This is a genomic window from Pseudomonas sp., from assembly GCF_051660785.1.
GTDB lineage: Bacteria > Pseudomonadota > Gammaproteobacteria > Pseudomonadales > Pseudomonadaceae > Aquipseudomonas.
In genome coordinates, this window is record NZ_JBOFQE010000016.1 from 1 (window position 1) to 21,165 (window position 21,165).

At 59.1% G+C, this 21,165-nt stretch carries 23 protein-coding genes and 1 other RNA gene; 13 read left to right on the forward strand and 11 right to left on the reverse strand.

Going from position 1 to position 21,165, the window contains the following annotated elements:
* Positions 1–201: 201 nt before the first annotated feature.
* From ACRC4F_RS04210 to ACRC4F_RS04225, 4 genes are read right to left on the reverse strand one after another with little or no spacing between them, the layout of a single operon-like run.
* A complete protein-coding gene (locus ACRC4F_RS04210) occupies positions 202–939 on the reverse strand; it encodes an amino acid ABC transporter ATP-binding protein (protein ID WP_438658217.1) in 738 nt (245 codons plus the stop codon).
* Positions 926–1,576: an amino acid ABC transporter permease gene (locus tag ACRC4F_RS04215; RefSeq protein WP_438658218.1), complete on the reverse strand. Its 651-nt coding sequence runs from the start codon at positions 1,574–1,576 to the stop codon at positions 926–928. Before ACRC4F_RS04215 ends, ACRC4F_RS04210 begins: the two co-directional genes overlap by 14 nt.
* Positions 1,573–2,241, reverse strand: a complete 669-nt coding sequence (locus ACRC4F_RS04220; protein WP_438658219.1) for an amino acid ABC transporter permease — start codon at positions 2,239–2,241, stop codon at positions 1,573–1,575. The genes ACRC4F_RS04215 and ACRC4F_RS04220 overlap by 4 nt, the downstream gene beginning before the upstream one ends.
* A 21-nt stretch (positions 2,242–2,262) precedes the next feature.
* Positions 2,263–3,048, reverse strand: coding sequence for a transporter substrate-binding domain-containing protein (locus ACRC4F_RS04225; RefSeq protein WP_438658220.1), 786 nt, complete (start codon positions 3,046–3,048; stop codon positions 2,263–2,265).
* 336 nt (positions 3,049–3,384) lie between these two features.
* Here ACRC4F_RS04225 and trxA point away from each other — a divergent pair, with 336 nt between their 5' ends.
* From trxA to ACRC4F_RS04255, 6 genes are all read left to right on the forward strand, one after another.
* Positions 3,385–3,714 carry a thioredoxin TrxA gene (gene trxA / locus ACRC4F_RS04230; RefSeq protein ID WP_008150340.1) on the forward strand — a complete coding sequence of 110 codons (330 nt, stop codon included), beginning with the start codon at positions 3,385–3,387 and terminating at the stop codon, positions 3,712–3,714.
* 248 nt (positions 3,715–3,962) lie between these two features.
* Entirely contained in the window at positions 3,963–5,222 is a 1,260-nt protein-coding gene (gene rho, locus ACRC4F_RS04235) for a transcription termination factor Rho (protein WP_007942421.1), read from the forward strand.
* Between the two features lie 142 nt (positions 5,223–5,364).
* Positions 5,365–7,365, forward strand: a complete 2,001-nt coding sequence (locus tag ACRC4F_RS04240) for an acyltransferase family protein (RefSeq protein ID WP_438658221.1) — start codon at positions 5,365–5,367, stop codon at positions 7,363–7,365.
* 69 nt (positions 7,366–7,434) lie between these two features.
* Entirely contained in the window at positions 7,435–8,901 is a 1,467-nt protein-coding gene (gene ubiD, locus ACRC4F_RS04245) for a 4-hydroxy-3-polyprenylbenzoate decarboxylase (protein ID WP_007942423.1), read from the forward strand.
* Entirely contained in the window at positions 8,901–9,869 is a 969-nt protein-coding gene (locus ACRC4F_RS04250) for a CDP-6-deoxy-delta-3,4-glucoseen reductase (protein WP_438658222.1), read from the forward strand. Before ubiD ends, ACRC4F_RS04250 begins: the two co-directional genes overlap by 1 nt.
* A gap of 314 nt (positions 9,870–10,183) precedes the next feature.
* Positions 10,184–10,852, forward strand: coding sequence for a gamma-glutamylcyclotransferase (locus ACRC4F_RS04255; protein WP_438658223.1), 669 nt, complete (start codon positions 10,184–10,186; stop codon positions 10,850–10,852).
* Here the strand turns inward: ACRC4F_RS04255 and glpT are convergent.
* A complete protein-coding gene (gene glpT / locus ACRC4F_RS04260; protein WP_150632091.1) occupies positions 10,828–12,177 on the reverse strand; it encodes a glycerol-3-phosphate transporter in 1,350 nt (449 codons plus the stop codon). The genes ACRC4F_RS04255 and glpT overlap by 25 nt on opposite strands.
* 326 nt (positions 12,178–12,503) lie before the next feature.
* Between glpT and ACRC4F_RS04265 the strand changes: the two genes are divergently transcribed.
* Positions 12,504–13,118 (forward strand): energy transducer TonB, encoded by a 615-nt coding sequence (locus ACRC4F_RS04265; protein WP_438658224.1) that lies wholly within the window; start codon positions 12,504–12,506, stop codon positions 13,116–13,118.
* Between the two features lie 419 nt (positions 13,119–13,537).
* On the opposite strand, the gene ACRC4F_RS04270 is transcribed toward ACRC4F_RS04265, so the two are convergent.
* A complete protein-coding gene (locus ACRC4F_RS04270) occupies positions 13,538–14,515 on the reverse strand; it encodes an NADPH:quinone oxidoreductase family protein (protein ID WP_162440464.1) in 978 nt (325 codons plus the stop codon).
* A 150-nt stretch (positions 14,516–14,665) separates the two neighbouring features.
* Here ACRC4F_RS04270 and ACRC4F_RS04275 point away from each other — a divergent pair, with 150 nt between their 5' ends.
* Entirely contained in the window at positions 14,666–15,073 is a 408-nt protein-coding gene (locus ACRC4F_RS04275; RefSeq protein WP_438658225.1) for a flagellar basal body-associated protein FliL, read from the forward strand.
* Positions 15,074–15,181: 108 nt separating this feature from the next.
* Here ACRC4F_RS04275 and ACRC4F_RS04280 read toward each other — a convergent pair whose 3' ends face one another.
* Entirely contained in the window at positions 15,182–15,631 is a 450-nt protein-coding gene (locus tag ACRC4F_RS04280; protein ID WP_438658226.1) for an EVE domain-containing protein, read from the reverse strand.
* Between the two features lie 201 nt (positions 15,632–15,832).
* Between ACRC4F_RS04280 and ACRC4F_RS04285 the strand changes: the two genes are divergently transcribed.
* Positions 15,833–15,985 carry a hypothetical protein gene (locus ACRC4F_RS04285; RefSeq protein ID WP_438658227.1) on the forward strand — a complete coding sequence of 51 codons (153 nt, stop codon included), beginning with the start codon at positions 15,833–15,835 and terminating at the stop codon, positions 15,983–15,985.
* Between the two features lie 35 nt (positions 15,986–16,020).
* Here the strand turns inward: ACRC4F_RS04285 and ACRC4F_RS04290 are convergent, their stop codons facing one another.
* The 4 genes from ACRC4F_RS04290 to ACRC4F_RS04305 all read right to left on the reverse strand — a co-directional run bounded on the left by ACRC4F_RS04290 (position 16,021) and on the right by ACRC4F_RS04305 (position 17,445).
* Positions 16,021–16,626: a 5-formyltetrahydrofolate cyclo-ligase gene (locus ACRC4F_RS04290; RefSeq protein ID WP_438658228.1), complete on the reverse strand. Its 606-nt coding sequence runs from the start codon at positions 16,624–16,626 to the stop codon at positions 16,021–16,023.
* Positions 16,627–16,712: 86 nt separating this feature from the next.
* A non-coding RNA gene (ssrS, locus tag ACRC4F_RS04295) (6S RNA) lies at positions 16,713–16,891 on the reverse strand.
* Between the two features lie 30 nt (positions 16,892–16,921).
* Entirely contained in the window at positions 16,922–17,239 is a 318-nt protein-coding gene (locus ACRC4F_RS04300) for a cell division protein ZapA (RefSeq protein ID WP_007942435.1), read from the reverse strand.
* Positions 17,236–17,445 carry a TIGR02449 family protein gene (locus ACRC4F_RS04305; RefSeq protein WP_007942437.1) on the reverse strand — a complete coding sequence of 70 codons (210 nt, stop codon included), beginning with the start codon at positions 17,443–17,445 and terminating at the stop codon, positions 17,236–17,238. The genes ACRC4F_RS04300 and ACRC4F_RS04305 overlap by 4 nt, the downstream gene beginning before the upstream one ends.
* Positions 17,446–17,573: 128 nt before the next feature.
* Between ACRC4F_RS04305 and ACRC4F_RS04310 the strand changes: the two genes are divergently transcribed.
* Genes ACRC4F_RS04310 through ACRC4F_RS04325 form a run of 4 tightly spaced genes read left to right on the forward strand, consistent with a single transcriptional unit; the run spans position 17,574 to position 21,158 of the window.
* On the forward strand, positions 17,574–18,134 hold the full coding sequence (locus tag ACRC4F_RS04310; protein ID WP_438658229.1) for a YecA family protein: 561 nt from the start codon (positions 17,574–17,576) through the stop codon (positions 18,132–18,134).
* 27 nt (positions 18,135–18,161) lie between these two features.
* Complete coding sequence (pepP, locus tag ACRC4F_RS04315; RefSeq protein WP_438658230.1) at positions 18,162–19,496, forward strand: Xaa-Pro aminopeptidase; 1,335 nt, start codon at positions 18,162–18,164, stop codon at positions 19,494–19,496.
* A complete protein-coding gene (ubiH, locus tag ACRC4F_RS04320) occupies positions 19,493–20,680 on the forward strand; it encodes a 2-octaprenyl-6-methoxyphenyl hydroxylase (protein WP_438658231.1) in 1,188 nt (395 codons plus the stop codon). Before pepP ends, ubiH begins: the two co-directional genes overlap by 4 nt.
* Positions 20,673–21,158, forward strand: coding sequence for a DUF4442 domain-containing protein (locus tag ACRC4F_RS04325; protein ID WP_438658232.1), 486 nt, complete (start codon positions 20,673–20,675; stop codon positions 21,156–21,158). Before ubiH ends, ACRC4F_RS04325 begins: the two co-directional genes overlap by 8 nt.
* Positions 21,159–21,165 lie beyond the last annotated feature (7 nt).

Consider the following 21,165-nt stretch of genomic DNA (forward strand, 5'->3'; position numbering starts at 1 on the left):
CCAGAAACGGTTAATCGGGCATTTTTATGAGTGTTCACTCGGGGCCTCCAGGTACTTGGTTTGGTTCGCACCTCCAATTTCCCGGAAAAGCCCCGAGTGAACAACCTACAGAGAGATCACAGCTAGCTCCCACATTGGAATGCGTACCCCTGTGGGAGCTAGCCTGCTAGCGATGAGGCCTTTACAGGCGCTGAGGGTATTTCAGGCTGTCGCTTCGACGGTGCCAATGAAATTCGCCAACTCCGCCGTCTGCGGGTTCGCAAACAGCACCCTCGGATCCCCCACCTCATGCACCTTGCCCTGATGCATGAACACCAACTTATCCCCAACCTCCCGGGCAAAACGCATTTCATGGGTCACCATGATCAGCGTCATGCCTTCCTTGGCCAGCTGCCGAACCACGCTCAGCACCTCATTGACCAATTCCGGATCCAGTGCCGAAGTGATCTCGTCGCACAGCAACACCTTCGGCGACATCGCCAAAGCACGGGCAATCGCCACCCGCTGTTGCTGCCCGCCAGACAATCGATCCGGGAAGGCATCAAACTTTTCCCCCAGCCCGACCCGTTCCAGCATCTCCCGCGCCAGCTCGACAGCCTTGGCCTTTGGCACTTTCTGCACCACTTGCGGGGCCAACATCACGTTCTCGCCGACGGTCAGGTGCGGGAACAGGTTGAACTGCTGGAACACCATCCCGACTTTCTGCCGCAGGCTGCGCAAATCGGCGCGGGCGGCGTCGAGGTATTCGCCATCGACTTCTATTACGCCGTCGTTGATCGATTCCAGGCCATTGAGGGTGCGCAGCAAAGTGGATTTGCCCGAGCCGCTGCGCCCGATGATCGCCACCACCTGGCCTTCCTCGACGCTCAGGTCGATGCCTTTGAGCACATGGTGGTCGCCGTAATATTTATGCAGGGCGGAAATTCTAAGCAGAGGCATGCAGTCTCCTTTCCAGGTAGCGCGCACTGAGGGACAAGGGGTAGCAAAGCAGGAAGTATCCGAGGGCGACGAGGCCGTAGACCATGAACGGTTCGAAGGTCGCGTTGGCGAGCATGCCGCCGGTCTTGGTCAGCTCGGTGAAGCCGATGATCGAGGTCACGGCGGTGCCTTTGACCACTTGCACCGAGAAACCCACGGTCGGCGCCACGGCAATGCGCAGCGCTTGCGGCAGGATCACGTAGCGCAATTGTTCCAGCGGATTGAGCGCCAGGCTCGACGAGGCTTCCCACTGGCCGTCGGGAATTGAATCGACGCAACCGCGCCAGATTTCGGCCAGATAGGCGCTGGTGAACAGCGTCAAGGCCAGCGCCGCCGCCATCCACGGTGAAATCTCCACACCGGCTAGCGCCACGCCGAAGAACACCAGAAACAGCTGCATCAACAGCGGCGTGCCCTGGAACAGCTCTATATAGGTGCGGGCGACGTTGCGCGGCAGGGACTTTTTCGAGATGCGCATGACCATGATCAGCAAGCCGATCAGCCCGCCACCGATAAACGCCACCAGCGACAGCGCCAGGGTCCATTGCAGGCCGGTGAGGAGGTTGCGCACCACGTCCCAGAACGTGAAATCGCTCATTGGCTGCTCCTTGCTATGAATCGGCGACCGATCCAGTTCAACAACTGGCGGATCAGCAGCGCCATGCACAGGTACAGCAGCGTGGTCAGGGCATAGGTTTCAAAGGCGCGGAAATTGCGCGATTGAATGAAGTTGGCGGCGAAGCTCAATTCTTCGGTGGCGATCTGCGAACAGACTGCCGAGCCGAGCATGACGATGATGATCTGGCTGCTCAAGGCCGGCCAGACCTTGCCCAGCGCCGGCAGCAGGATCACGTGGCGGAATGCTTCGAATCTGCTCATCGCCAGGGCAGCCGCGGCTTCCAGCTGCCCTCGGGGGATCGCCTGGATACCGGCGCGGATGATCTCGGTCGAGTAGGCACCGAGGTTGATCACCATCGCCAGCACCGCCGCCTGCCATTCGGAAATCTGCACGCCCAGCGATGGCAAGCCGAAAAAGATGAAAAACAGCTGCACCAGGAACGGTGTATTGCGGATCAACTCGACGTAGACACCGAAGATTGTGGAAAACGGACGAATGTTCCACGCCCGCACCAACGCCCCGACAATGCCCAGTCCCACCCCGAGTACCGCGCCAATGGCCGTCAACTCAAGGGTGAACAGTGCGCCGCGCAGCAGCAGGTCGGTGTTATGCACCACCGGCAGAAAGTCGAACTGATAGGCCATATCCAGTCTCCCGAGCGACGATCAGAGATCGGCCGGCAACGGCTCTTTCAGCCAGGTTTGTGAGTTCTTCTCCAGCGCGCCGTCGGTCTTGGCGGTGGCGAGGATCTGATTGACCTTGCCCAGCAACGCCGGCTCGTTCTTGTTCACGCCGACGTAGACGGGCGAGTCCTTGAGCTTCACTTTCAGCGCTGGCACGCGTTTCGGGTTTTTCTCGCTGATTGCCACCATCACCACGTTGCCGCTGGCGATCAGGTCGACTTGCCCGGCGAGGTACGCGGCGATGGTCGAGTTGTTGTCTTCGAAGCGCTTGATAGTCACGCCTTCGGGAGCGACTTTGGTCAGTTCGATGTCTTCGATGGCGCCACGGGTAACGCTGACGGTTTTGCCCTTGAGGTCGTCCAGGCTTTTGATGTCGGCGTCGGGCGGGCCGAACACGGCGAGGTAGAACGGCGCATAGGCACTGGAGAAATCGATGACTTTCTCGCGCTCGGGGTTTTTGCCCAGGCTGGAGATCACCAGATCAACCTTGCCGGTGGTCAGGAACGGAATGCGGTTGGTGCTGTTGACCGGGGTCAGTTCAATTTTGACCTTGAGCTGGTCGGCCAGCAGCTTGGCGGTGTCGATATCCAGGCCGCGAGGTTTCATGTCCGGGCCGACCGAGCCGAACGGCGGGAAGTCCTGAGGCACGGCCACCTTGAGGACGCCTCGTTTGACCACATCTTCCAGACCATCGGCGTGAGCGGGCGCCTGGCTCAGCATCAGGCTGGCAAACAGGGCGGTGAGAAGGGCGCTGTAACGCAGGGACATGGCAATCTCCGAATCGGCTGAAATGATTTCTTCGATTCGACAGAGCACGGGCTATGCCAAGAACAGGTATAGGGACTGCAGGCTACGTTTTTGCTGAATCCGCTCGTTATGCAAACCGATTCACTGACGCGGATTTGCACCTTCATGGCGCATTTGCGGCATCGTTGACTTGCTCCGACGCATGAAATTGCCTTCGTCGCTCCCGCCACCCCGTGACTTGAGCTATACCCAAAGTCATGCGGCACCATAGCGAGACTCAATCAACTGCACCTTCCTGAACGAGGGAAGGGCGGCTATGATGGGCCACGTTTTTTTGCTTACAACCTGGAGACTTCCATGAGCAGCGATCTTATCAAACACGTCACCGACGCTAGCTTCGACGTCGACGTCCTCAAGGCCGAAGGCGCTGTACTGGTCGACTACTGGGCTGAATGGTGCGGCCCTTGCAAAATGATCGCTCCTGTCCTGGACGAAATTGCTGAAACCTACAAAGGCAAACTGACCGTTGCCAAACTGAACATCGACGAGAACCAGGAAACCCCGGCCAAGCATGGCGTGCGTGGTATCCCGACGCTGATGCTGTTCAAGAACGGCAACGTTGAAGCGACCAAGGTCGGCGCACTGTCGAAGTCGCAACTGGCTGCCTTCCTCGACGCCAACATCTAAGCGTTGTTATAAAGCGTCAGGAAAAGGCCCCGCATATTGCGGGGCCTTTTCGTTATTGAGGGCTAGACGCTCTGAAACTCAGGTGGTACATTCGGCCCCGCACTGGTTTCTCCACTGCCCCCTGCTAGCCGTCGCCGACGCACTCCTTTTCGAATAAGTACGCGATCCTGTCGCCTTCTCTGCGGCGCGGCCTCATTAAGCCAAAAGCTTAATTTCCCCCCCTCCATAAATGATTACGTCATTCCTATATGAATCTGACTGAACTCAAGCAAAAGCCGATTACCGAACTGCTCGAATTGGCCGAACAGATGGGCATAGAAAATATGGCCCGTTCGCGCAAGCAGGACGTGATTTTCTCCCTGCTCAAAAAGCACGCGAAAAGCGGCGAGGAAATCTCCGGTGATGGCGTGCTGGAGATTCTCCAGGACGGCTTCGGCTTCCTGCGCTCCGCTGACGCTTCCTATCTCGCCGGCCCTGACGATATCTACGTCTCGCCGAGCCAGATCCGCCGCTTCAACTTGCGCACCGGTGACACCATCGTTGGCAAGATCCGCCCTCCGAAGGAAGGCGAGCGTTATTTCGCGCTGCTCAAGGTCGACACGATCAACTACGATCGTCCCGAGAACGCGAAAAACAAGATTCTCTTCGAGAACCTGACCCCGCTGTTCCCGACTGTGCGCATGAAGATGGAAGCCGGCAACGGTTCCACCGAAGACTTGACCGGTCGTGTCATCGACCTGTGCGCGCCGATCGGCAAAGGCCAGCGCGGTCTGATCGTTGCACCGCCGAAAGCCGGTAAAACGATCATGCTGCAAAACATCGCAGCCAACATCGCTCGTAACAACCCTGAAGTTCATCTGATCGTATTGCTGATCGACGAGCGTCCGGAAGAAGTGACCGAAATGCAGCGCACCGTGCGCGGCGAAGTGGTTGCCTCGACGTTCGACGAGCCGCCAACCCGCCACGTGCAGGTTGCCGAGATGGTGATCGAGAAGGCCAAGCGCCTGGTCGAACACAAAAAGGACGTGGTGATCCTGCTCGACTCCATCACTCGTCTGGCTCGCGCCTACAACACCGTGATCCCGAGCTCCGGCAAAGTGCTCACCGGTGGTGTCGATGCCCACGCCCTGGAGAAACCGAAACGTTTCTTCGGCGCCGCGCGGAACATCGAAGAAGGCGGTTCGCTGACCATCATCGCCACCGCGCTGGTTGAAACCGGCTCGAAGATGGACGAAGTGATCTACGAAGAATTCAAAGGCACCGGCAACATGGAACTGCCTCTGGACCGTCGTATCGCTGAAAAACGCGTCTTCCCGGCCATCAACATCAACCGTTCCGGCACCCGCCGCGAAGAGTTGCTGACTGCCGACGACGAGTTGCAGCGCATGTGGATCCTGCGCAAGCTGCTGCACCCGATGGACGAAATCGCTGCCATCGAGTTCCTGGTCGACAAGCTGAAAACGACCAAGACCAACGACGAGTTCTTCTTGTCGATGAAGCGTAAGTAAGACGGTTTTCCAGACCGCTAAAAATGGCGTCCTTCGGGCGCCATTTTTTTTGCGTAAAAAATGGGAGGTTTGTGATTAACTCCGGTCAGTTAGAAAACCAAAAACGATCATAAAAACAATCAACTGACTGGCCTTACTGTTTATGAGCACGCTTGCTTATCGAAGGGACATCGACGGCTTACGCGCAATCGCCGTGATTGCCGTGGTGCTGTTCCACTTTGGTGTTCCAGGGTTCACCGGCGGATTCGTCGGCGTGGACATCTTCTTTGTGATTTCCGGCTACCTGATCACCTCAATCATCTGGAACCAGCGTCAGGCCGGGCGCTTCAGCTTTGTCGATTTCTGGGCCCGCCGTGCCCGCCGAATCCTCCCCGCGCTGTTTGCGATGATCATTGCCGTGCTGGCGGTGGGCTGGTTCCTGCTGGCGCCCAAGGACTATGAAGAGCTGGGGCGCTCGGTGCGCTACCAGGTGATGTTCGTTTCCAACATCCTGTTCATGCGTCAGGACGGCTACTTCGACGCTGCTTCCGATCTCAAGCCAATGCTGCACACGTGGTCACTGGCGGTTGAAGAACAGTTCTACATCGTCTTCCCGCTGTTGCTGACACTGTTGTCGAGTCGACTGAAACATTGGCGTCTGGCGCTGTTCGCTGTGTTGCTGGTGTCCTTCGGGCTCAGCGTCTGGGCTGTTGCGCATCATCCTGAAAAAGCGTTTTTCCTGTTGCCGATGCGTGCCTGGGAGTTGTTGGCCGGCGCCATGCTGGCCGTTGCGCCCAGAAGCCAATGGCGTCTGACACCCGCTGGTGCTCAAGCGGTCAGCCTGACCGGGTTCGGGCTGATTGTGCTGGCGGTATTGGGCTACGACAGAGCCACGCCATTCCCGGGTGTTGCGGCGTTACTGCCGACCCTGGGCGTGGTTGCGCTGATCTGGGCCAACGGCCATCGACAGACTCTGGTCGGGGGCCTGCTGGCCAGTCGCGTGCTGGTCGGCCTCGGGCTGATTTCCTATTCCTGGTACCTGTGGCATTGGCCGGTGTTCGTGTTCGCCAGCTACGCCAGTGTCGAGGAGTCCGGTCCGTATGATATTGCCGGCTTGATTCTGCTCACCCTGGTGCTGGGTTACCTGTCGTGGAAATTCGTCGAGACGCCGTTCCGTGAACGGCGGCTGTTGGCGGGGCGTCGGCAGATTCTGCTGGCGGCGGGCGTCGGTGTGCTGGTGCTGGGCCTGGCCGGTCAAGCGTTGCGCTGGACCGATGGCTTGCCCGCGCGCCTGTCCGATCAAGCGCTGCAATATGCCAAAGCGAAGGAATGGCGCCCGGAACTGATGCGGTGCCTGGCCGACGATAAAACCCCTGACGACAAACTTTTCTGTCACTACGGGGCGCCAACGCTGTCCTCTCGCGTGTTGGTCTGGGGTGACAGTCACGCCACCGCGCTGATTCCGGTGTTCGAAGAGGGGGCTCAACAGCATGGCATCAGCGTGATTCTCACCAGCTCCCCGGGCTGTATTCCGGTTGAAGGACTTGAGCACGATCAACGGTGTGCGCGTTTCAATCGCCGGGTCGAGCAGGCCTTGAAACCGCAATCGGTGGACGATGTGGTGCTGGTCGCGCGCTGGAGCCTGTACCTCTATGGCGATGCGAAAGGCGATCTCGGGCATGCCCTGAAAGATCCCCGTGGTCGTTACGACTGGGCCAATGCCGAACAGCAACTGGCCGAAGGATTACAGGCCACCGTCCGGCAATTGCGTAAAGGCGGGCACCGCGTCTGGCTGATCAAGGAGGCGCCACTGCAGCCATTCAGTCCGCCATACCGCCTCAGCCGCCTGGCCATGTTGCACCGTCCGACCGATGACGTCGGGCTGGCAGTGGCCGAGCACTTCAAGCGTCAAGCGTTCATCAGCCAACTGTTCGCGCAGATAGCGGCGGCCAACCCGGGCGTGGCCGTGGTCGATCCGGCGCCGTTGCTGTGTGATCAAACGGGGCTTTGCCGCGCCGAACTCGACGGTCATTCGCTGTATACCGACGACAATCACCTGTCAGAGGTCGGTGCGCGCTTCATCGCGCCGGTGCTTGAACCGCTGTTCAACCGCTTGCAAGCCCGGACGACGCTGGGCAATGGCAACGCAAATGCGGCCAAGTAAGCAGCGATAAGCTGCCAGCGGACGGCAGAGCAGGTAGGATGTACGCCTATTTTAGGGGTGCCATCGTCAATGAAATTCAAGGATCTTCGGGATTTCGTGCAGCAGCTTGAGCAGCGCGGAGAGTTGAAACGCATCCAGATCCCCGTCTCTCCAGTGCTGGAGATGACCGAGGTCTGTGATCGCACGCTGCGGGCAAAAGGCCCGGCGCTGCTGTTCGAAAACCCGACCGGCTACGACATTCCGGTGCTCGGCAACCTGTTCGGCACCCCCGAGCGGGTCGCCATGGGCATGGGCGCCGAGGCGGTCAGCGAACTGCGCGAGATCGGCAAGCTGCTGGCCTTCCTCAAGGAACCCGAGCCACCGAAGGGCTTGAAAGACGCCTGGTCCAAGCTGCCGATCTTCCGCAAGATCATTGCGATGGCGCCGAAAGTCGTCAAAGACGCGGTGTGCCAGGAAGTGGTCATCGAAGGCGACGATGTCGACCTGGCGATGCTGCCGGTGCAGACCTGCTGGCCCGGCGATGTCGGCCCGCTGATTACCTGGGGCCTGACGGTCACCAAAGGTCCGAACAAGGACCGCCAGAACCTCGGCATCTACCGCCAGCAAGTGATTGGCCGCAACAAAGTCATCATGCGCTGGCTGAGCCACCGTGGCGGCGCGCTGGATTATCGCGAGTGGTGCGAAAAGCATCCTGGCCAACCGTTCCCGGTCTCCGTGGCACTGGGCGCTGATCCGGCGACCATCCTCGGCGCGGTGACGCCGGTACCGGACAGCCTTTCTGAATACGCCTTCGCCGGTCTGCTGCGCGGCAACCGCACCGAACTGGTGAAATGCCGCGGCAACGACCTGCAAGTGCCGGCCACCGCCGAAATCATCCTTGAAGGTGTGATTCACCCGGGCGAGATGGCCGACGAAGGTCCGTACGGCGACCACACCGGTTACTACAACGAAGTCGACAGCTTCCCGGTGTTCACCGTCGAGCGCATTACCCACCGGATCAAACCGATCTACCACAGCACCTACACCGGCCGTCCGCCCGATGAGCCGGCGATTCTCGGTGTGGCGCTGAACGAAGTGTTCGTGCCGATCCTGCAGAAGCAGTTCCCGGAAATCACCGACTTCTACCTGCCGCCGGAAGGTTGCTCGTACCGCATGGCCATCGTGACCATGAAGAAGTCGTATCCGGGGCACGCCAAGCGGGTAATGCTCGGTGTCTGGTCGTTTTTGCGACAGTTCATGTACACCAAGTTCGTTATCGTCACTGACGACGACATCAATGCGCGGGACTGGAACGACGTGATCTGGGCCATCACCACGCGCATGGACCCCAAGCGCGACACGGTGATGATCGACAACACGCCGATCGACTACCTCGACTTCGCCTCGCCGGTCTCAGGCCTGGGCTCGAAGATGGGGCTCGATGCCACGCATAAATGGCCGGGCGAAACCACTCGCGAGTGGGGCCGGGTGATCGTCAAGGACGACGCCGTGACTCAGCGGATCGATGCCATCTGGAATCAGTTAGGAATAGATTGATGCGTGTAACCTTGCAGCCCTCCGGAGCAGTGCTTGAGATTTTGCCCGGCGAGCGGATTCTCGATGGTGCGCGGCGCCTGGGCTACGAATGCCCGCAAAGCTGCCGCAACGGTAACTGCCACGTGTGCGCGGCGTTGCTGGTGGAAGGTCGGGTCGAGCAGGCCGGGCATGTGCGCGACCATGGCGAGTTCTACACTTGCATAGCAGAGCCGCTGGAAGACTGCATCGTGCTGTGGGATGGCGTGCTCGCGCTGGGAGAATTGCCGGTGCGCAGCTTGTCGTGTCAGGTTATTGAATGCAGGGACGTGGGCGGCGATACCTTTCGCGTGCATCTGCGGGCGCCGGCCGGCAAGCCACCGCGTTATCACGCCGGTCAGTATTTGATGATCGAGCGTGAGAACGGCGAGAAATCCGCCTTCTCCCTCGCCTCTGCACCCCATGGCGGGCGTGATCTGGAAATCCATGTACTGGCGCGCGAAAGCAGTGCGCAGAACTTGATCGAACAACTGCAACGCAATCCGATGGTGCGGATCGAGATGCCGTTCGGCGATACCCATCTGGCGGAATTGCCGGACGGTCCGCTGGTGCTGATCGCTGCGGGTACCGGCATGGGCCAGATCCACAGCCTGATCGAGCATTGCCGAGCGACCGGGTTCAAGCATCCGGTGCATCTGTATTGGGGCGTGCGTCGGCCGGAAGACTTTTATGAAATCGAGCATTGGGATGAGTGGCTGAAGCTGCCCAATCTGTTCCTGCATAAAGTCGTCAGCGATCAATGCGGCTGGCAGGGGCGTTGCGGGATGCTGCATGAGGCGGTGTGTGAGGATTTCCCGGATTTGAAATCCTTGCATGTGTATGCCAGCGGCTCACCGGCCATGGTCTACGGCACGCTGGATGCTTTGGTTGAAGCGGGGATGGATGCGCATCAGATGCGTGCTGACGTATTTGCCTACGCGCCTAGAGGATGACGCCGCACTCCTGTAGGAGCGACCCAGCTAGCGAGGGGGGGCAGGGACAACGCATTCATCCTGTTGCAGCGCGTTATCGTTGACCTCCATCGCGAGCAGGCTCGCTCCTAAGGTTTCTTTGGTTATAACTCTCCATATAGCCGATCGGTATTTATAGATTTATATAAATGCCGGTAGGTTATATCTCAACAAGGCGATTATTTAAGAACTGTGCCATGGCACTTAAATTGCCTTAAAACATATGTGCCTTATTGTTACAGCGGTGCGTTCTATTAAGTAATTCTTCACTCGCGGGGAGCTGAACGCTATTCGCCATGAGCGCCATTGAATCTTCGTTTTTGAATCTGGCTTACCCTCCGCGGCTCGATCTGGGGCCGCAGCTTACGCACGAACAATTGCTCAGCTCGATGCAGTCGACCATGGCGCGTCACAAGGGCGGGCCGGTTTGGTTGTTCGCGTATGGTTCGCTGATCTGGCGCCCTGAATGTGCGGCAGTCGAGCGCATGCGCGGTCGAGTGCATGGCTACCATCGCGGCTTGTACCTGTGGTCCCACGAACATCGCGGCACGCCGGAAGTTCCTGGACTGGTCTTTGGCCTGGATCGCGGCGGCTCTTGCAGCGGCTTCGCCTATCGTTTGCCCGAAGAACAACTGGAAGCCTCGCTTTATGCGCTTTGGCAACGCGAAATGCCGTTTCCGTCCTATCGCCCGCACTGGCTCAACTGCCGCCTCGAAGACGGAAGCCAGGTTCAGGCGTTGGGATTTGTTTTGGAGCGACACCTGCCCAGCTATGCCGGCAACTTGCCGGACCATGTGCTGAGCCACGTGTTCGAAAACGCTTGCGGGCGTTACGGCACTACTCGCGATTATGTCGAGCAGACCGCCAACGCCCTGCGCAGTCACGCCATGCCAGACCGGAATCTGGAGGCGCGACTCAAGCGCTGCAAATCAAAAGCCGATCAGGCAATCGCTTCGCGGCTCTGACTGGCGACTTGCTTGTGCCACAGCGTCGGTGCAAGGAAGGCCATCGCCAGCAGGCATGCGCCGATCAGCAAGACGAAACCGCCGTCCCAGCCGAAATGGTCCACGGTGTAGCCCATCGCTGCACTGGCCGCGACCGAACCGCCCAGATACCCGAACAGACCCGTAAAACCCGCTGCCGTACCGGCGGCTTTCTTCGGCGCCAGTTCCAGCGCTTGCAAGCCAATCAGCATCACCGGACCGTAGATCAGGAAACCAATCGAGATCAGCGCGATCATGTCGACAGTCGGGTTGCCGGCCGGGTTGAGCCAATAAACCAGCGTCGCCACGGTCACCAACGCCATGAACACCATGCCGGTCAGGCCACGGTTGCCACGGAAGATCTTGTCCGACATCCAGCCGCACAGCAGCGTCCCGGGAATACCTGCCCACTCGTAGAGGAAATACGCCCACGAGGTTTTATCCACGCTGAAGCCTTTGGCTTCCTTGAGGTAGGTCGGTGCCCAGTCCAGCACGCCGTAGCGCAGCAGGTAGACAAAGACGTTGGCCATTGCGATGTACCAGAGCATTTTGTTGCGCAGCACGTATTTGACGAAGATTTCCTTGGCGCTGAATTCTTCTTCGTGACTGGCGTCGTAGCCTTCCGGGTAGTCGTTCTTGTACTTCTCGATCGGCGGCAGACCGACCGATTGCGGTGTGTCGCGCATCGTAGCGAAGGCAAACACTGCGACGGCCATAGCCACTGCGGCCGGCACATAGAACGCCGCGTGCCAGTCATTGAACAAGCCCATGCCCAGCAGGAACAGCGGGCCGATCAGGCCACCGCCGACGTTATGCGCGACGTTCCACAGTGACACTACGCCGCCGCGTTCCTTTTGAGACCACCAGTGGACCATGGTCCGTCCACTTGGCGGCCAACCCATGCCCTGCGCCCAGCCGTTGATAAACAGCAGGATGAACATGATGGTCACGCTGGACGTCGCCCAGGGCGCAAATCCGAAAATGAACATCACGCCGGCCGATACCAGCAAGCCGAATGGCAGGAAGAAGCGCGGGTTGGAGCGGTCGGAAACAATGCCCATCAGGAACTTGGACAAGCCGTAGGCGATGGCAATCGCCGACAACGCGAGGCCCAGCTCACCGCGGGTATAGCCCTCTTCGATCAGATAGGGCATGGCCAGGGAGAAGTTTTTGCGCAGCAGGTAATAACCTGCATAGCCGATGAATATGCCGGCGAAGATCTGCCAGCGATGCCGTCGGTAGGCGCTGTCTATTTTTTCTTCAGGCAATGGAGCCTGATGTGCGGCAGGACGAAAGAAAGCAAACATTCAAGAGCTCCAGATTTCTTGTTTTGACTGCGGATGCGAATGTTACAGTTTCGTTACCGAAAATAGCACCGTCTCGCATCGACCAAACAGCGGAAATGTGGGAGATCGCGTGTTCCTTTATGAACATGTCGCACAGGTATAAGTGAAGGGCGTTGTGGGAAACGTCCCGAGTCGCCGTTGGTGACGCCTTTCGGTCCGGGGTAGGACAAGGCTTTGGGAAATGTCCTGCGACCGAACAGGACGTCGCGGCGTTCTGTTTCAGGCCGCGGGGTCTTAACCTTTGTGCTGGTGCCGGGATTGGCATTTCAGTGGGAAGGGGAGGGGTTATGCGGTGGTTGGTGTTTGTGCTTTTGTTGGTTGGGTCGATGGGTGTTTGCGCTGGGGAGGTATTTTTGATTCCTGAAAACAATCCGAAGCCGATTTATCCGAGAGAGCTGTTCAGAGCCGGGATCACGGGTGAAGTCAGGGTCAGATTCACGGTGTATGCAGATGGCTCGGTCCACAAATTGAGCATTCTGCGCAGCGACCATCCCGATCTGGCTGAAGCGGCCCGAAAGGCGATTGCGCAGTGGCGCTTCAAGCCGTGGGCGGTCGAGGACAACATACCCGCCGAACAGGAAGTGACGGCCCCAATGGTTTTCCGACTGGACCTGGACACGCCCATTCACACTAACAAGTGGCTCAAGCAGGTGAAGTGTCGTGACATCAACGAGGCGTTGGTTGATTTTCCGGAGTACGCGTGGGTTGATTCCGCCGTGTTTGATTACACGCGGGCCTATTTGTCGAACGTGATTTATACGACGCAGTTACAGAATGAGGAGCGCCTGGCATTAATTGCCAAGCTGAATAAGCGCGTACCGAAAATTGTCAGGGATTGTCGGGCGAGCCCGGTTCGCAAGTACATGAGCTTGCTGCCGGAGGAGATTCGGAAGTTGCTTTAATCCCGGACAGTAAAATGCGAACGGTGAGGTTAATCGGGGATTTGGGGCATGGCTGCTGGCGGATCCATTGACCAACAAATGCGCCAGACTCGTTTCCCTGATCGCATCGTCGTACGTGTTTTATTTAGGATTAATCCTACTGCCATCGCCGCCTTATCTTATTTAGTAGGCATCCGCGCTGCCCTAATCTCCTGCTCTGGCTCGTGAGGGCAATCTAATCGTCAGAGGCGCTCCGATGAAGTTCTTTTTTGTCCTGTTTCTATTAATGATGTCGGTGGCGTACTACGCGGACTTCATACATCGCCCAGCAAGTCCGCCAATTTCCGCGACAAGCATCGGATGAGGTCACAGGCCTCCCGATGTGAGCGGGAGGTCGTATTTATCTGAGTTTAGGCTCGACTCACACTCGAGCGAATGAACTACCTGACCTGAACCACCACCTTCCCGACCGCCTTGCGCTGGCCAAGATCATTGATCGCCTGCGCCGCATTACTCAGCGGGTACACTTGCGACACCAGCGGCTTCAATTTGCCCTCGGCAAACCAGCCAAATAACTGCTGGAAGTTCGCCGCGTTGTCCTGCGGCTGACGTTGGGCAAACGAACCCCAGAACACACCGACCACTGCCGCGCCCTTGAGCAGCGCGAGGTTCACTGGCAGTTCCGGAATGCGTCCGCTGGCGAAACCCACCACCAACAGTCGGCCGTTCCAGGCGATGGCGCGGACGGCCTGGTCGAACAGGTCACCGCCGACCGGATCGTAGATCACGTCAGCGCCCTGGCCGTCGGTCAGGCGTTTGATTTCGTCCTTGAGGCTGGTCTCGCTGTAGTTGATCAGCTCATCGGCGCCGGCAGCCTTGGCTACCGCAAGTTTTTCCGCGCTGCTGGCGGCGGCGATCACGCGGGCGCCCATGGCTTTGCCGATTTCCACGGCGGCCAGGCCGACACCGCCGGAAGCGCCGAGTACCAGCAGGGTTTCACCCGGTTGCAGGTTGCCCCGTTGCTTGAGTGCGTGCATCGACGTGCCGTAAGTCATGCTGAACGCGGCGGCAGTGTTGAAGTCCATCGAGGGCGGGATTGGCAGCACGTTGTAGCCCGGCACCGCGACTTGTTCGGCAAAGCTGCCCCAGCCGGTCAGGGCCATGACCCGGTCACCGACCTTGAGGTGGCTGACCTTTTCACCCACTGCGCTGACCACGCCGGCCGCTTCGCCACCCGGGGAAAACGGGAAGGGTGGTTTGAACTGGTATTTGCCCTCGATGATCAGCGTGTCCGGGAAATTCACCCCGGCGGCATGCACATCCAGCAGGATTTCATTCTTCTTCGCGACAGGACTGGCGACGTCTTCCAGCACCAGCGATTCGGCAGGGCCGAAGGCTTTGCACAGCACGGCTTTCATCAGGGCTATTCCTTTGGGAGTGATGGCCGATAAGTGTAGGTGTGTGAGTCGATGGGTCAACGAGCATGCCCGACCCTGATAGCCAGCCATAAGCTTGTGCTTGAGCGGCGGGTCGTTATGCTAGGCCGCAAACCGGATAAGGAGCGAATTGTGAAAGCGTGGATCATGTTGTTGCTGGCCCTCTCTCTGCCCGTGGCAGCGATGGCCGAAGAAGCCAAAGAAGGTGAAGCTCCGAAGGTCAATTACATCACCCTGAGCCCGCCGTTCGTGGGTAACTATGGGCTGGACGGCACGCCGAAGCTCAAGGTCTACAAGGCCGATGTGGCCTTGCGCGTGACCGGTGAGGACGCGACCAAAGCGGTGAAGGCCAACGAGCCGTTGATCCGTAACCAGCTGGTGGCGTTGTTCGCGCAGCAGACGACCGAAGCCATGAGCAACGTCGAAGCCAAGGAAAAGCTGCGTCAGGAAGCCCTGAAACAGACTCAGCAAGTGATGAGCGATGAGACCGGCAAGCCGGTGGTTGAGGATTTGTTGTTCAACAACCTCATCATCCAGTAATGCTGGATCTGTAGGAGCCGGCTTGCTGGCGATAGCGGTTTAACATTCAACATCCATATTGATTGTTACATCGCCATCGCCAGCAAGCCGGCTCCTACATAAAGCGTGTCAGCGCAATGCAATCACCGCCGCCCACTGCTCAGTAGTAACCGGCATCACCGACAGTCGCGAACCCTTCTGCACCAACGGCATCTCAGCCAACGCCGCCTGCTGCTTCAAATAATCCAGCTTCAGCACCTTGGCAAACGTCTCGACATGCGCCACATCAATCGCGCTCCAGGCGTTTTTCTCCGCTGTGGCCTTTGGATCGTAGTAATGACTGTCCGGCTCGAGCGCCGTCGGGTCTGGATACGCCGCTTCAACAATCTTTCCGATCCCGGCAATCCCGGGCTCCGGGCAGCTGGAGTGATAGAAGAAAAATTCGTCGCCCAGCGCCATCGCCCGCAAAAAGTTACGCGCCTGATAGTTGCGAACCCCGTCCCAGCGCGCTTTGCCAAGCTTCGCAAGATCGTTGATCGAGAGTTCGTCAGGCTCGGATTTCATCAGCCAATAGGCCATGGTTTTTGCTCCTTGCGAGGTGAGTGGGCAAGTTGTCGGGCAATTTTATGACAAACCGACAGTCGGTTGACGCCAGCGTTTGCGTGTCAGTTCACGTTGTCGCAAAATGCCGGCCTTCTAAGCTTGACGCTGCTGCACGGCCTACACCTACAACGGAAACCGCTGCTGTCATCGTGTTGATATGCCTTTGGGGGGCAATCGATGAAACGCAAACCGGATTTACTATGGATTTTGGTTATTTTGTTCGGCCTCGGCGTCGTGACCACCGGCTATGCCCAAAGCCTGTGGAACAACAAGACCGACTCGCCGATTGAAATCGCGCAGCAACAACAGCCGCCAGCCTTCAAGCGCTGAGCCTGTCTTTCGGACGCCGCTGATACTGGTGGCGTCTAACCTGCGAAATACCACGCCTTGTCTGTAACCGTTCCTTGCAACGGTACATCCCAGCTCGCCTGAGCCAATCGTTCTACCTTCTGACATTCATGGGCCAGCCCCAGCAGTGTCGGCTTGCGCCAGTTTTTTCTGCGCGCCAGGTAAGCGAGGCTTCGATCGTAGAAACCACCGCCCATTCCCAGGCGGCCGCCGACGTCGTCAAACCCCACCAATGGCAGCAGCACCAGGTCCAGCGCCCAGACTTTGCGCTGCCGGGCGAGGTTGTGCCGGGGTTCGAGAATACGAAAGCGGTTGGGTTTCAGTTTTTCACCGGGACGAATCCGCTGGAACACCATTTTGGTTCGCGGCCAGGGGCTGAGCACCGGTAGATAAGTCGCCTTGCCCCGACGTTGAGCGGCACGCAGCAAAACACGAGGGTCGATTTCACCGTCGGTGGGCAGATAAAGAGAGATGTGTTTTGCACGGCGAAACAGCGGTTGCTGGGCCAGTTGCTTGTACAGCCCGCGAGCAGCCTGACGCTGCTGACTGGGTGTCAGTGCGCGGCGGGCCTTGCGCAGCATGCGTCGAAGTTGCGGGCGGGGCAGCAGCGCAGGTTCGGTCATGGATTCAGGCTTCGACAGGACGGATACACAAAGCGTACCCGTAAAAAAGCCGATGCCGGTATTTAAACCGGCATCGGACTGGAATCAGGCTCCCCGGATGAACCGCTGCTGACTTAGCCCTTGAACCCGAAAGTTCAAGGTGGAAGATGCAGTAGGCTTTAAGGCTTTCCGTCTAGCGGACATGCACACCAGCCCAACGTGCAGCCTCCAGGGTAGTGCGAATCGGCTCAGGGACGTGGTCAACTGGCAAGCACCCCAGGGAGTGTTGCGAGTATACCCCAAGCGGTTTCGTGTTTCAGCCCTTGGTGACGTCCGGATCAGTGGCGAGCACCAGATCGACGCGATCCAGCAGGTCGCGAACCTGCTCGCGAGTCGAGCCGCTGGCCTGCACATCCGGGCGTTCTTCTTTGTGCAGAAGATCGTGGGTGATGTTCAGCGCGGCCATCACGGCGATGCGGTCGGCACCGATGACTTTGCCGCTGCTGCGGATCTCACGCATCTTGCCGTCCAGGTAACGGGCGGCGCTCACCAGGTTGCTGCGTTCTTCCTGGGGGCAAATGATCGAATACTCTTTATCGAGGATCTGCACGGTAACGCTATTGCTTGAACTCATGAGTCTTGCTCCAGGGCCTTGAGGCGCGAAATCATTGATTCGACCTTACGCCGGGCGATTTCGTTCTTTTCAATGAGGTGAGCGCGTTCCTCGCGCCAGGTTTTTTCCTGAGCTAATAGGAGTCCGTTTTGACTCTTAAGTTGCTCGACTCGGCTAATTAGCAGTTCGAGTCTGGCCATCAGCGCTTGCAGGTCGGTGTCTTCCATTGTGTCCACTGAATTTGAGTCTGATGAGTGGTAGCTGGCGGACAGCCTTTAATAGTCTTGGCGAGTCTGTCGATGTAGGATACAAGGCCTTCATTCTAGACATAGCGCCGTCTGGCGCCTAGCTGCCCATGCCCATTCAGAATTCCCCGTACCAAGCCTTCGCCACCCTGCTGACTTCCAGCGGTCATAACGTCTCGCCTGCCGAACTGCATGGCCTGCTCCTCGGCCGCAGTTGCGCCGGTGCCGGCTTCACTGCAGAAGAATGGCTGATCGATGCCGCCGAGCTGCTCGAAAGCGAGCCACAGGACAATGTCCGCAATGCCTTGATCGGCCTGCAAGAGATGGTCAAGGGCGAGCTCACCGGCGACGACGTGACCGTCGTTCTGCTGCTGCCGACCGATGACGAGCCGCTGGCTGACCGTGCTGCTGCACTGGGCGAATGGTGCCAGGGCTTCCTCAGCGGTTTCGGCTTGAACTGCCGTGACAGCAGCATGCTGAGCACCGAAGCCACCGAAGTGTTGCAGGATCTGGCCGCCATTTCTCAGGTGCAAGACGCCCTGGAAGAGTCCGAAGACGGCGAAAGCGACTACATGGAAGTGATGGAATACCTGCGCGTTGCGCCGCTGCTGCTGTTCTCCGAAACCAAAAAAGCAGATGCGCCGGCTGCGGCCAAGCCGTCGCTGCATTAATCGCGAGCAAGGGAAAGCCATCTGCCCATGATTCATATCCCGAAATCGGAATACAGCCGTCGCCGCAAGGCCTTGATGGCGCAGATGGAACCCAACAGCATCGCCATTCTGCCCGCCGCCGCGGTGGCCATTCGCAACCGTGACGTCGAGCACGTTTACCGGCAGGACAGCGACTTCCAGTACCTCAGCGGCTTCCCTGAGCCTCAGGCCGTCATCGTGTTGATGCCCGGTCGCGAACATGGCGAATACCTGCTGTTCTGCCGTGAACGCAACGCCGAGCGAGAACTGTGGGACGGCCTGCGCGCCGGCCAGGAAGGCGCCATCCGCGACTTCGGCGCCGACGATGCTTTTCCCATCACCGACATCGACGACATCCTGCCGGGCCTGATCGAAGGCCGCGACCGCGTGTATTCGGCCATGGGCAGCAACCCGGAATTCGACCGGCACCTGATGGAGTGGATCAACGTGATCCGCTCTAAAGCGCACCTTGGCGCCCAGCCGCCGAACGAATACGTTGCCCTGGATCATCTGCTTCACGACATGCGCCTGTATAAATCGGCGGCAGAAGTGAAGGTGATGCGCGAGGCCGCACGTATTTCCGCCCAGGCGCATATCCGGGCGATGCAGGCCAGCCGGGCCGGGTTGCACGAGTTCAGCCTTGAAGCCGAACTCGATTACGAGTTCCGCAAGGGCGGGGCGAAGATGCCGGCTTACGGCTCGATCGTCGCCGCCGGGCGCAACAGCTGCATCCTGCATTACCAGCAGAATGACGCGGTGCTCAAGGATGGCGACCTGGTGCTGATCGATGCCGGTTGCGAGATTGACTGCTATGCCAGCGACATCACCCGCACCTGGCCGGTCAACGGCAAATATTCAGCGGAGCAGAAGGCGATTTACGAGTTGGTGCTGGCCTCGCAAGAAGCCGCATTCGCCGAAATCGCCCCGAACAAACACTGGAATCAGGCGCACGAAGCCACGGTCCGGGTGATTACCGCCGGGCTTGTGAAGCTGGGCCTGTTGCAGGGCGACGTTGACGAGTTGATCGCCAGCGAAGCCTATAAGGCGTTTTACATGCACCGCGCCGGCCATTGGCTGGGCATGGATGTGCATGACGTCGGCGAATACAAGGTCGGCGGCGAATGGCGCGTGCTGGAAGTCGGCATGGCGCTGACCGTGGAACCGGGCATCTACATTGCCCCGGACAACCAGAACGTAGCGAAGAAATGGCGCGGCATTGGCGTGCGCATCGAGGACGACGTAGTGGTCACCAAAAACGGCTGTGAAATCCTGACCCAGGGCGTGCCGAAAACGGTCGCCGAGATCGAGGCTTTGATGGCGCAAGCGCGGACAAAAGCGGCATGAGTCGAGTCAATCTGGCAATTATCGGTGGCGGTCTGGTCGGCGCCAGCCTGGCGTTGGCGTTGCAGGCCGGGGCCAAGGCCCGTGGCTGGAAAATCGTGTTGATCGAACCCTTTGCCCCAGGCCACACCTATCAACCGAGCTACGACGCCCGTTCTTCGGCGTTGTCCTACGGCGCCAAGCAGATTTATCAACGGTTGGGCGTGTGGCAGGAAATCTCCCGGCGCGCCGAGCCGATCAAGCAGATTCATGTCTCCGACCGTGGGCGTTTCTCCACCGCGCGATTGTCGGCGATGGAAGAGGGCGTTCCGGCGCTGGGTTACGTGGTGGAAAACGCCTGGCTCGGTCAATGCCTCTGGCAGGGGCTGGACAAGGACGTAGTCGCCTGGCGTTGCCCGGCGGAAGTCACGCGCATGGAGCCGTTGACCGATGGCTATCGCCTGACCCTCAACGATGAAACCACCCTGGAATGCGACCTCGCGGTGCTCGCTGATGGCGGCCGATCCGGTCTGCGCGAGCAGTTGGGCATCGGCATCAAAAAGCGTCCGTACAACCAGAGCGCGCTGATTGCCAACATCACCCCGAGCGAGGCGCACAACGGCATGGCCTTCGAGCGCTTCACCGACGACGGCCCGATGGCGTTGCTGCCGCTGCCGGAAAACCGCTGCGCCCTGGTCTGGACCCGATTGGGCATGGACGCGCAACGGTTGGCGGCGCTGGATGATCGTGGCTTCCTCAGCGAGTTGCAGGGCGTGTTCGGTTATCGCCTTGGCACCCTGAAACAGGTAGGCGTACGGCATCTGTACCCGTTGACGCTGATCGAAGCCGAAGAACAGGTGCGCCCGCATCTGGCGATCCTCGGCAACGCCGCGCACAGCTTGCACCCGATTGCCGGCCAGGGTTTCAACCTGTCGTTGCGTGATGCGCAGGCCTTGGCCGATGCGCTGCTGGCGAGCGAAACATCGCCCGGCGACTTCGCGACCTTGCAGGCGTATCGCGAGCGTCAGCGCATGGATCAGAACCTCACCGTGGGCTTCTCCGATCAGGTGACCCGCTTGTTCGGCAGCACGCAACCACTGGTTTCGTTGGGTCGTAACATCGGCCTGCTTGGTCTCGATCTGCTGCCGCCGGCCAAGCGCTGGTTCGCCCGGCAAGCCATGGGCCTGGGTACGCGTCCCGATGCTTAACTGGCTGGTTGGCACGTTCGGCAAGGCACGGTTGATGCGTTGGTTCATGACCTTTTACCCGCCATACCTCGGCGCCGGGGTTCGTGTGCGGCACATCAGCGATGATTTCCGTGACATCCAGGTGTCCATGGGCCTGAGCTGGTACAACCGCAATTACGTCGGCACGCAGTTTGGCGGCAGTCTGTATTCGATGGTCGACCCGTTCTACATGCTGATGTTGATGGAAAATCTCGGGCGCCAATACATCGTCTGGGACAAGGCTGCCGACATCGATTTCATCGCGCCGGGCAAAGGCCCGGTGTTCGCCCGATTCAGCATCGACGAGACCTTGCTTGACGAGATCCGCCACCAGACGGCAAGCGGCGAAAAATACCTGCCGCAGTTGCAGGTCGATATTCATGACGGTGCCGGCGCCCTGGTGGCGCGGGTCCGGAAAACCCTTTACGTGCGGCTCAAGCCGCAAGCGAGACAGGCTTAAAGCATGG

What these genes read in the sequence shown, in the direction of transcription:
- ubiD (WP_007942423.1), top strand. Translation starts at nt 7,435, where the DNA reads ATGAAATTCAAGGATCTTCGGGATTTCGTGCAGCAGCTTGAGCAGCGC.
- ACRC4F_RS04250 (WP_438658222.1), top strand. Translation starts at nt 8,901, where the DNA reads ATGCGTGTAACCTTGCAGCCCTCCGGAGCAGTGCTTGAGATTTTGCCC.
- ACRC4F_RS04300 (WP_007942435.1), bottom strand. Translation starts at nt 17,239, where the DNA reads ATGAGTTCAAGCAATAGCGTTACCGTGCAGATCCTCGATAAAGAGTAT.
- ACRC4F_RS04280 (WP_438658226.1), bottom strand. Translation starts at nt 15,631, where the DNA reads ATGGCCTATTGGCTGATGAAATCCGAGCCTGACGAACTCTCGATCAAC.
- ACRC4F_RS04285 (WP_438658227.1), top strand. Translation starts at nt 15,833, where the DNA reads ATGAAACGCAAACCGGATTTACTATGGATTTTGGTTATTTTGTTCGGC.
- ACRC4F_RS04325 (WP_438658232.1), top strand. Translation starts at nt 20,673, where the DNA reads ATGCTTAACTGGCTGGTTGGCACGTTCGGCAAGGCACGGTTGATGCGT.
- rho (WP_007942421.1), top strand. Translation starts at nt 3,963, where the DNA reads ATGAATCTGACTGAACTCAAGCAAAAGCCGATTACCGAACTGCTCGAA.
- ACRC4F_RS04255 (WP_438658223.1), top strand. Translation starts at nt 10,184, where the DNA reads ATGAGCGCCATTGAATCTTCGTTTTTGAATCTGGCTTACCCTCCGCGG.
- ubiH (WP_438658231.1), top strand. Translation starts at nt 19,493, where the DNA reads ATGAGTCGAGTCAATCTGGCAATTATCGGTGGCGGTCTGGTCGGCGCC.
- ACRC4F_RS04265 (WP_438658224.1), top strand. Translation starts at nt 12,504, where the DNA reads ATGCGGTGGTTGGTGTTTGTGCTTTTGTTGGTTGGGTCGATGGGTGTT.
- ACRC4F_RS04310 (WP_438658229.1), top strand. Translation starts at nt 17,574, where the DNA reads ATGCCCATTCAGAATTCCCCGTACCAAGCCTTCGCCACCCTGCTGACT.
- ACRC4F_RS04270 (WP_162440464.1), bottom strand. Translation starts at nt 14,515, where the DNA reads ATGAAAGCCGTGCTGTGCAAAGCCTTCGGCCCTGCCGAATCGCTGGTG.
- ACRC4F_RS04240 (WP_438658221.1), top strand. Translation starts at nt 5,365, where the DNA reads ATGAGCACGCTTGCTTATCGAAGGGACATCGACGGCTTACGCGCAATC.
- ACRC4F_RS04305 (WP_007942437.1), bottom strand. Translation starts at nt 17,445, where the DNA reads ATGGAAGACACCGACCTGCAAGCGCTGATGGCCAGACTCGAACTGCTA.
- ACRC4F_RS04290 (WP_438658228.1), bottom strand. Translation starts at nt 16,626, where the DNA reads ATGACCGAACCTGCGCTGCTGCCCCGCCCGCAACTTCGACGCATGCTG.
- ACRC4F_RS04210 (WP_438658217.1), bottom strand. Translation starts at nt 939, where the DNA reads ATGCCTCTGCTTAGAATTTCCGCCCTGCATAAATATTACGGCGACCAC.
- ACRC4F_RS04225 (WP_438658220.1), bottom strand. Translation starts at nt 3,048, where the DNA reads ATGTCCCTGCGTTACAGCGCCCTTCTCACCGCCCTGTTTGCCAGCCTG.
- ACRC4F_RS04215 (WP_438658218.1), bottom strand. Translation starts at nt 1,576, where the DNA reads ATGAGCGATTTCACGTTCTGGGACGTGGTGCGCAACCTCCTCACCGGC.
- trxA (WP_008150340.1), top strand. Translation starts at nt 3,385, where the DNA reads ATGAGCAGCGATCTTATCAAACACGTCACCGACGCTAGCTTCGACGTC.
- ACRC4F_RS04220 (WP_438658219.1), bottom strand. Translation starts at nt 2,241, where the DNA reads ATGGCCTATCAGTTCGACTTTCTGCCGGTGGTGCATAACACCGACCTG.
- glpT (WP_150632091.1), bottom strand. Translation starts at nt 12,177, where the DNA reads ATGTTTGCTTTCTTTCGTCCTGCCGCACATCAGGCTCCATTGCCTGAA.
- pepP (WP_438658230.1), top strand. Translation starts at nt 18,162, where the DNA reads ATGATTCATATCCCGAAATCGGAATACAGCCGTCGCCGCAAGGCCTTG.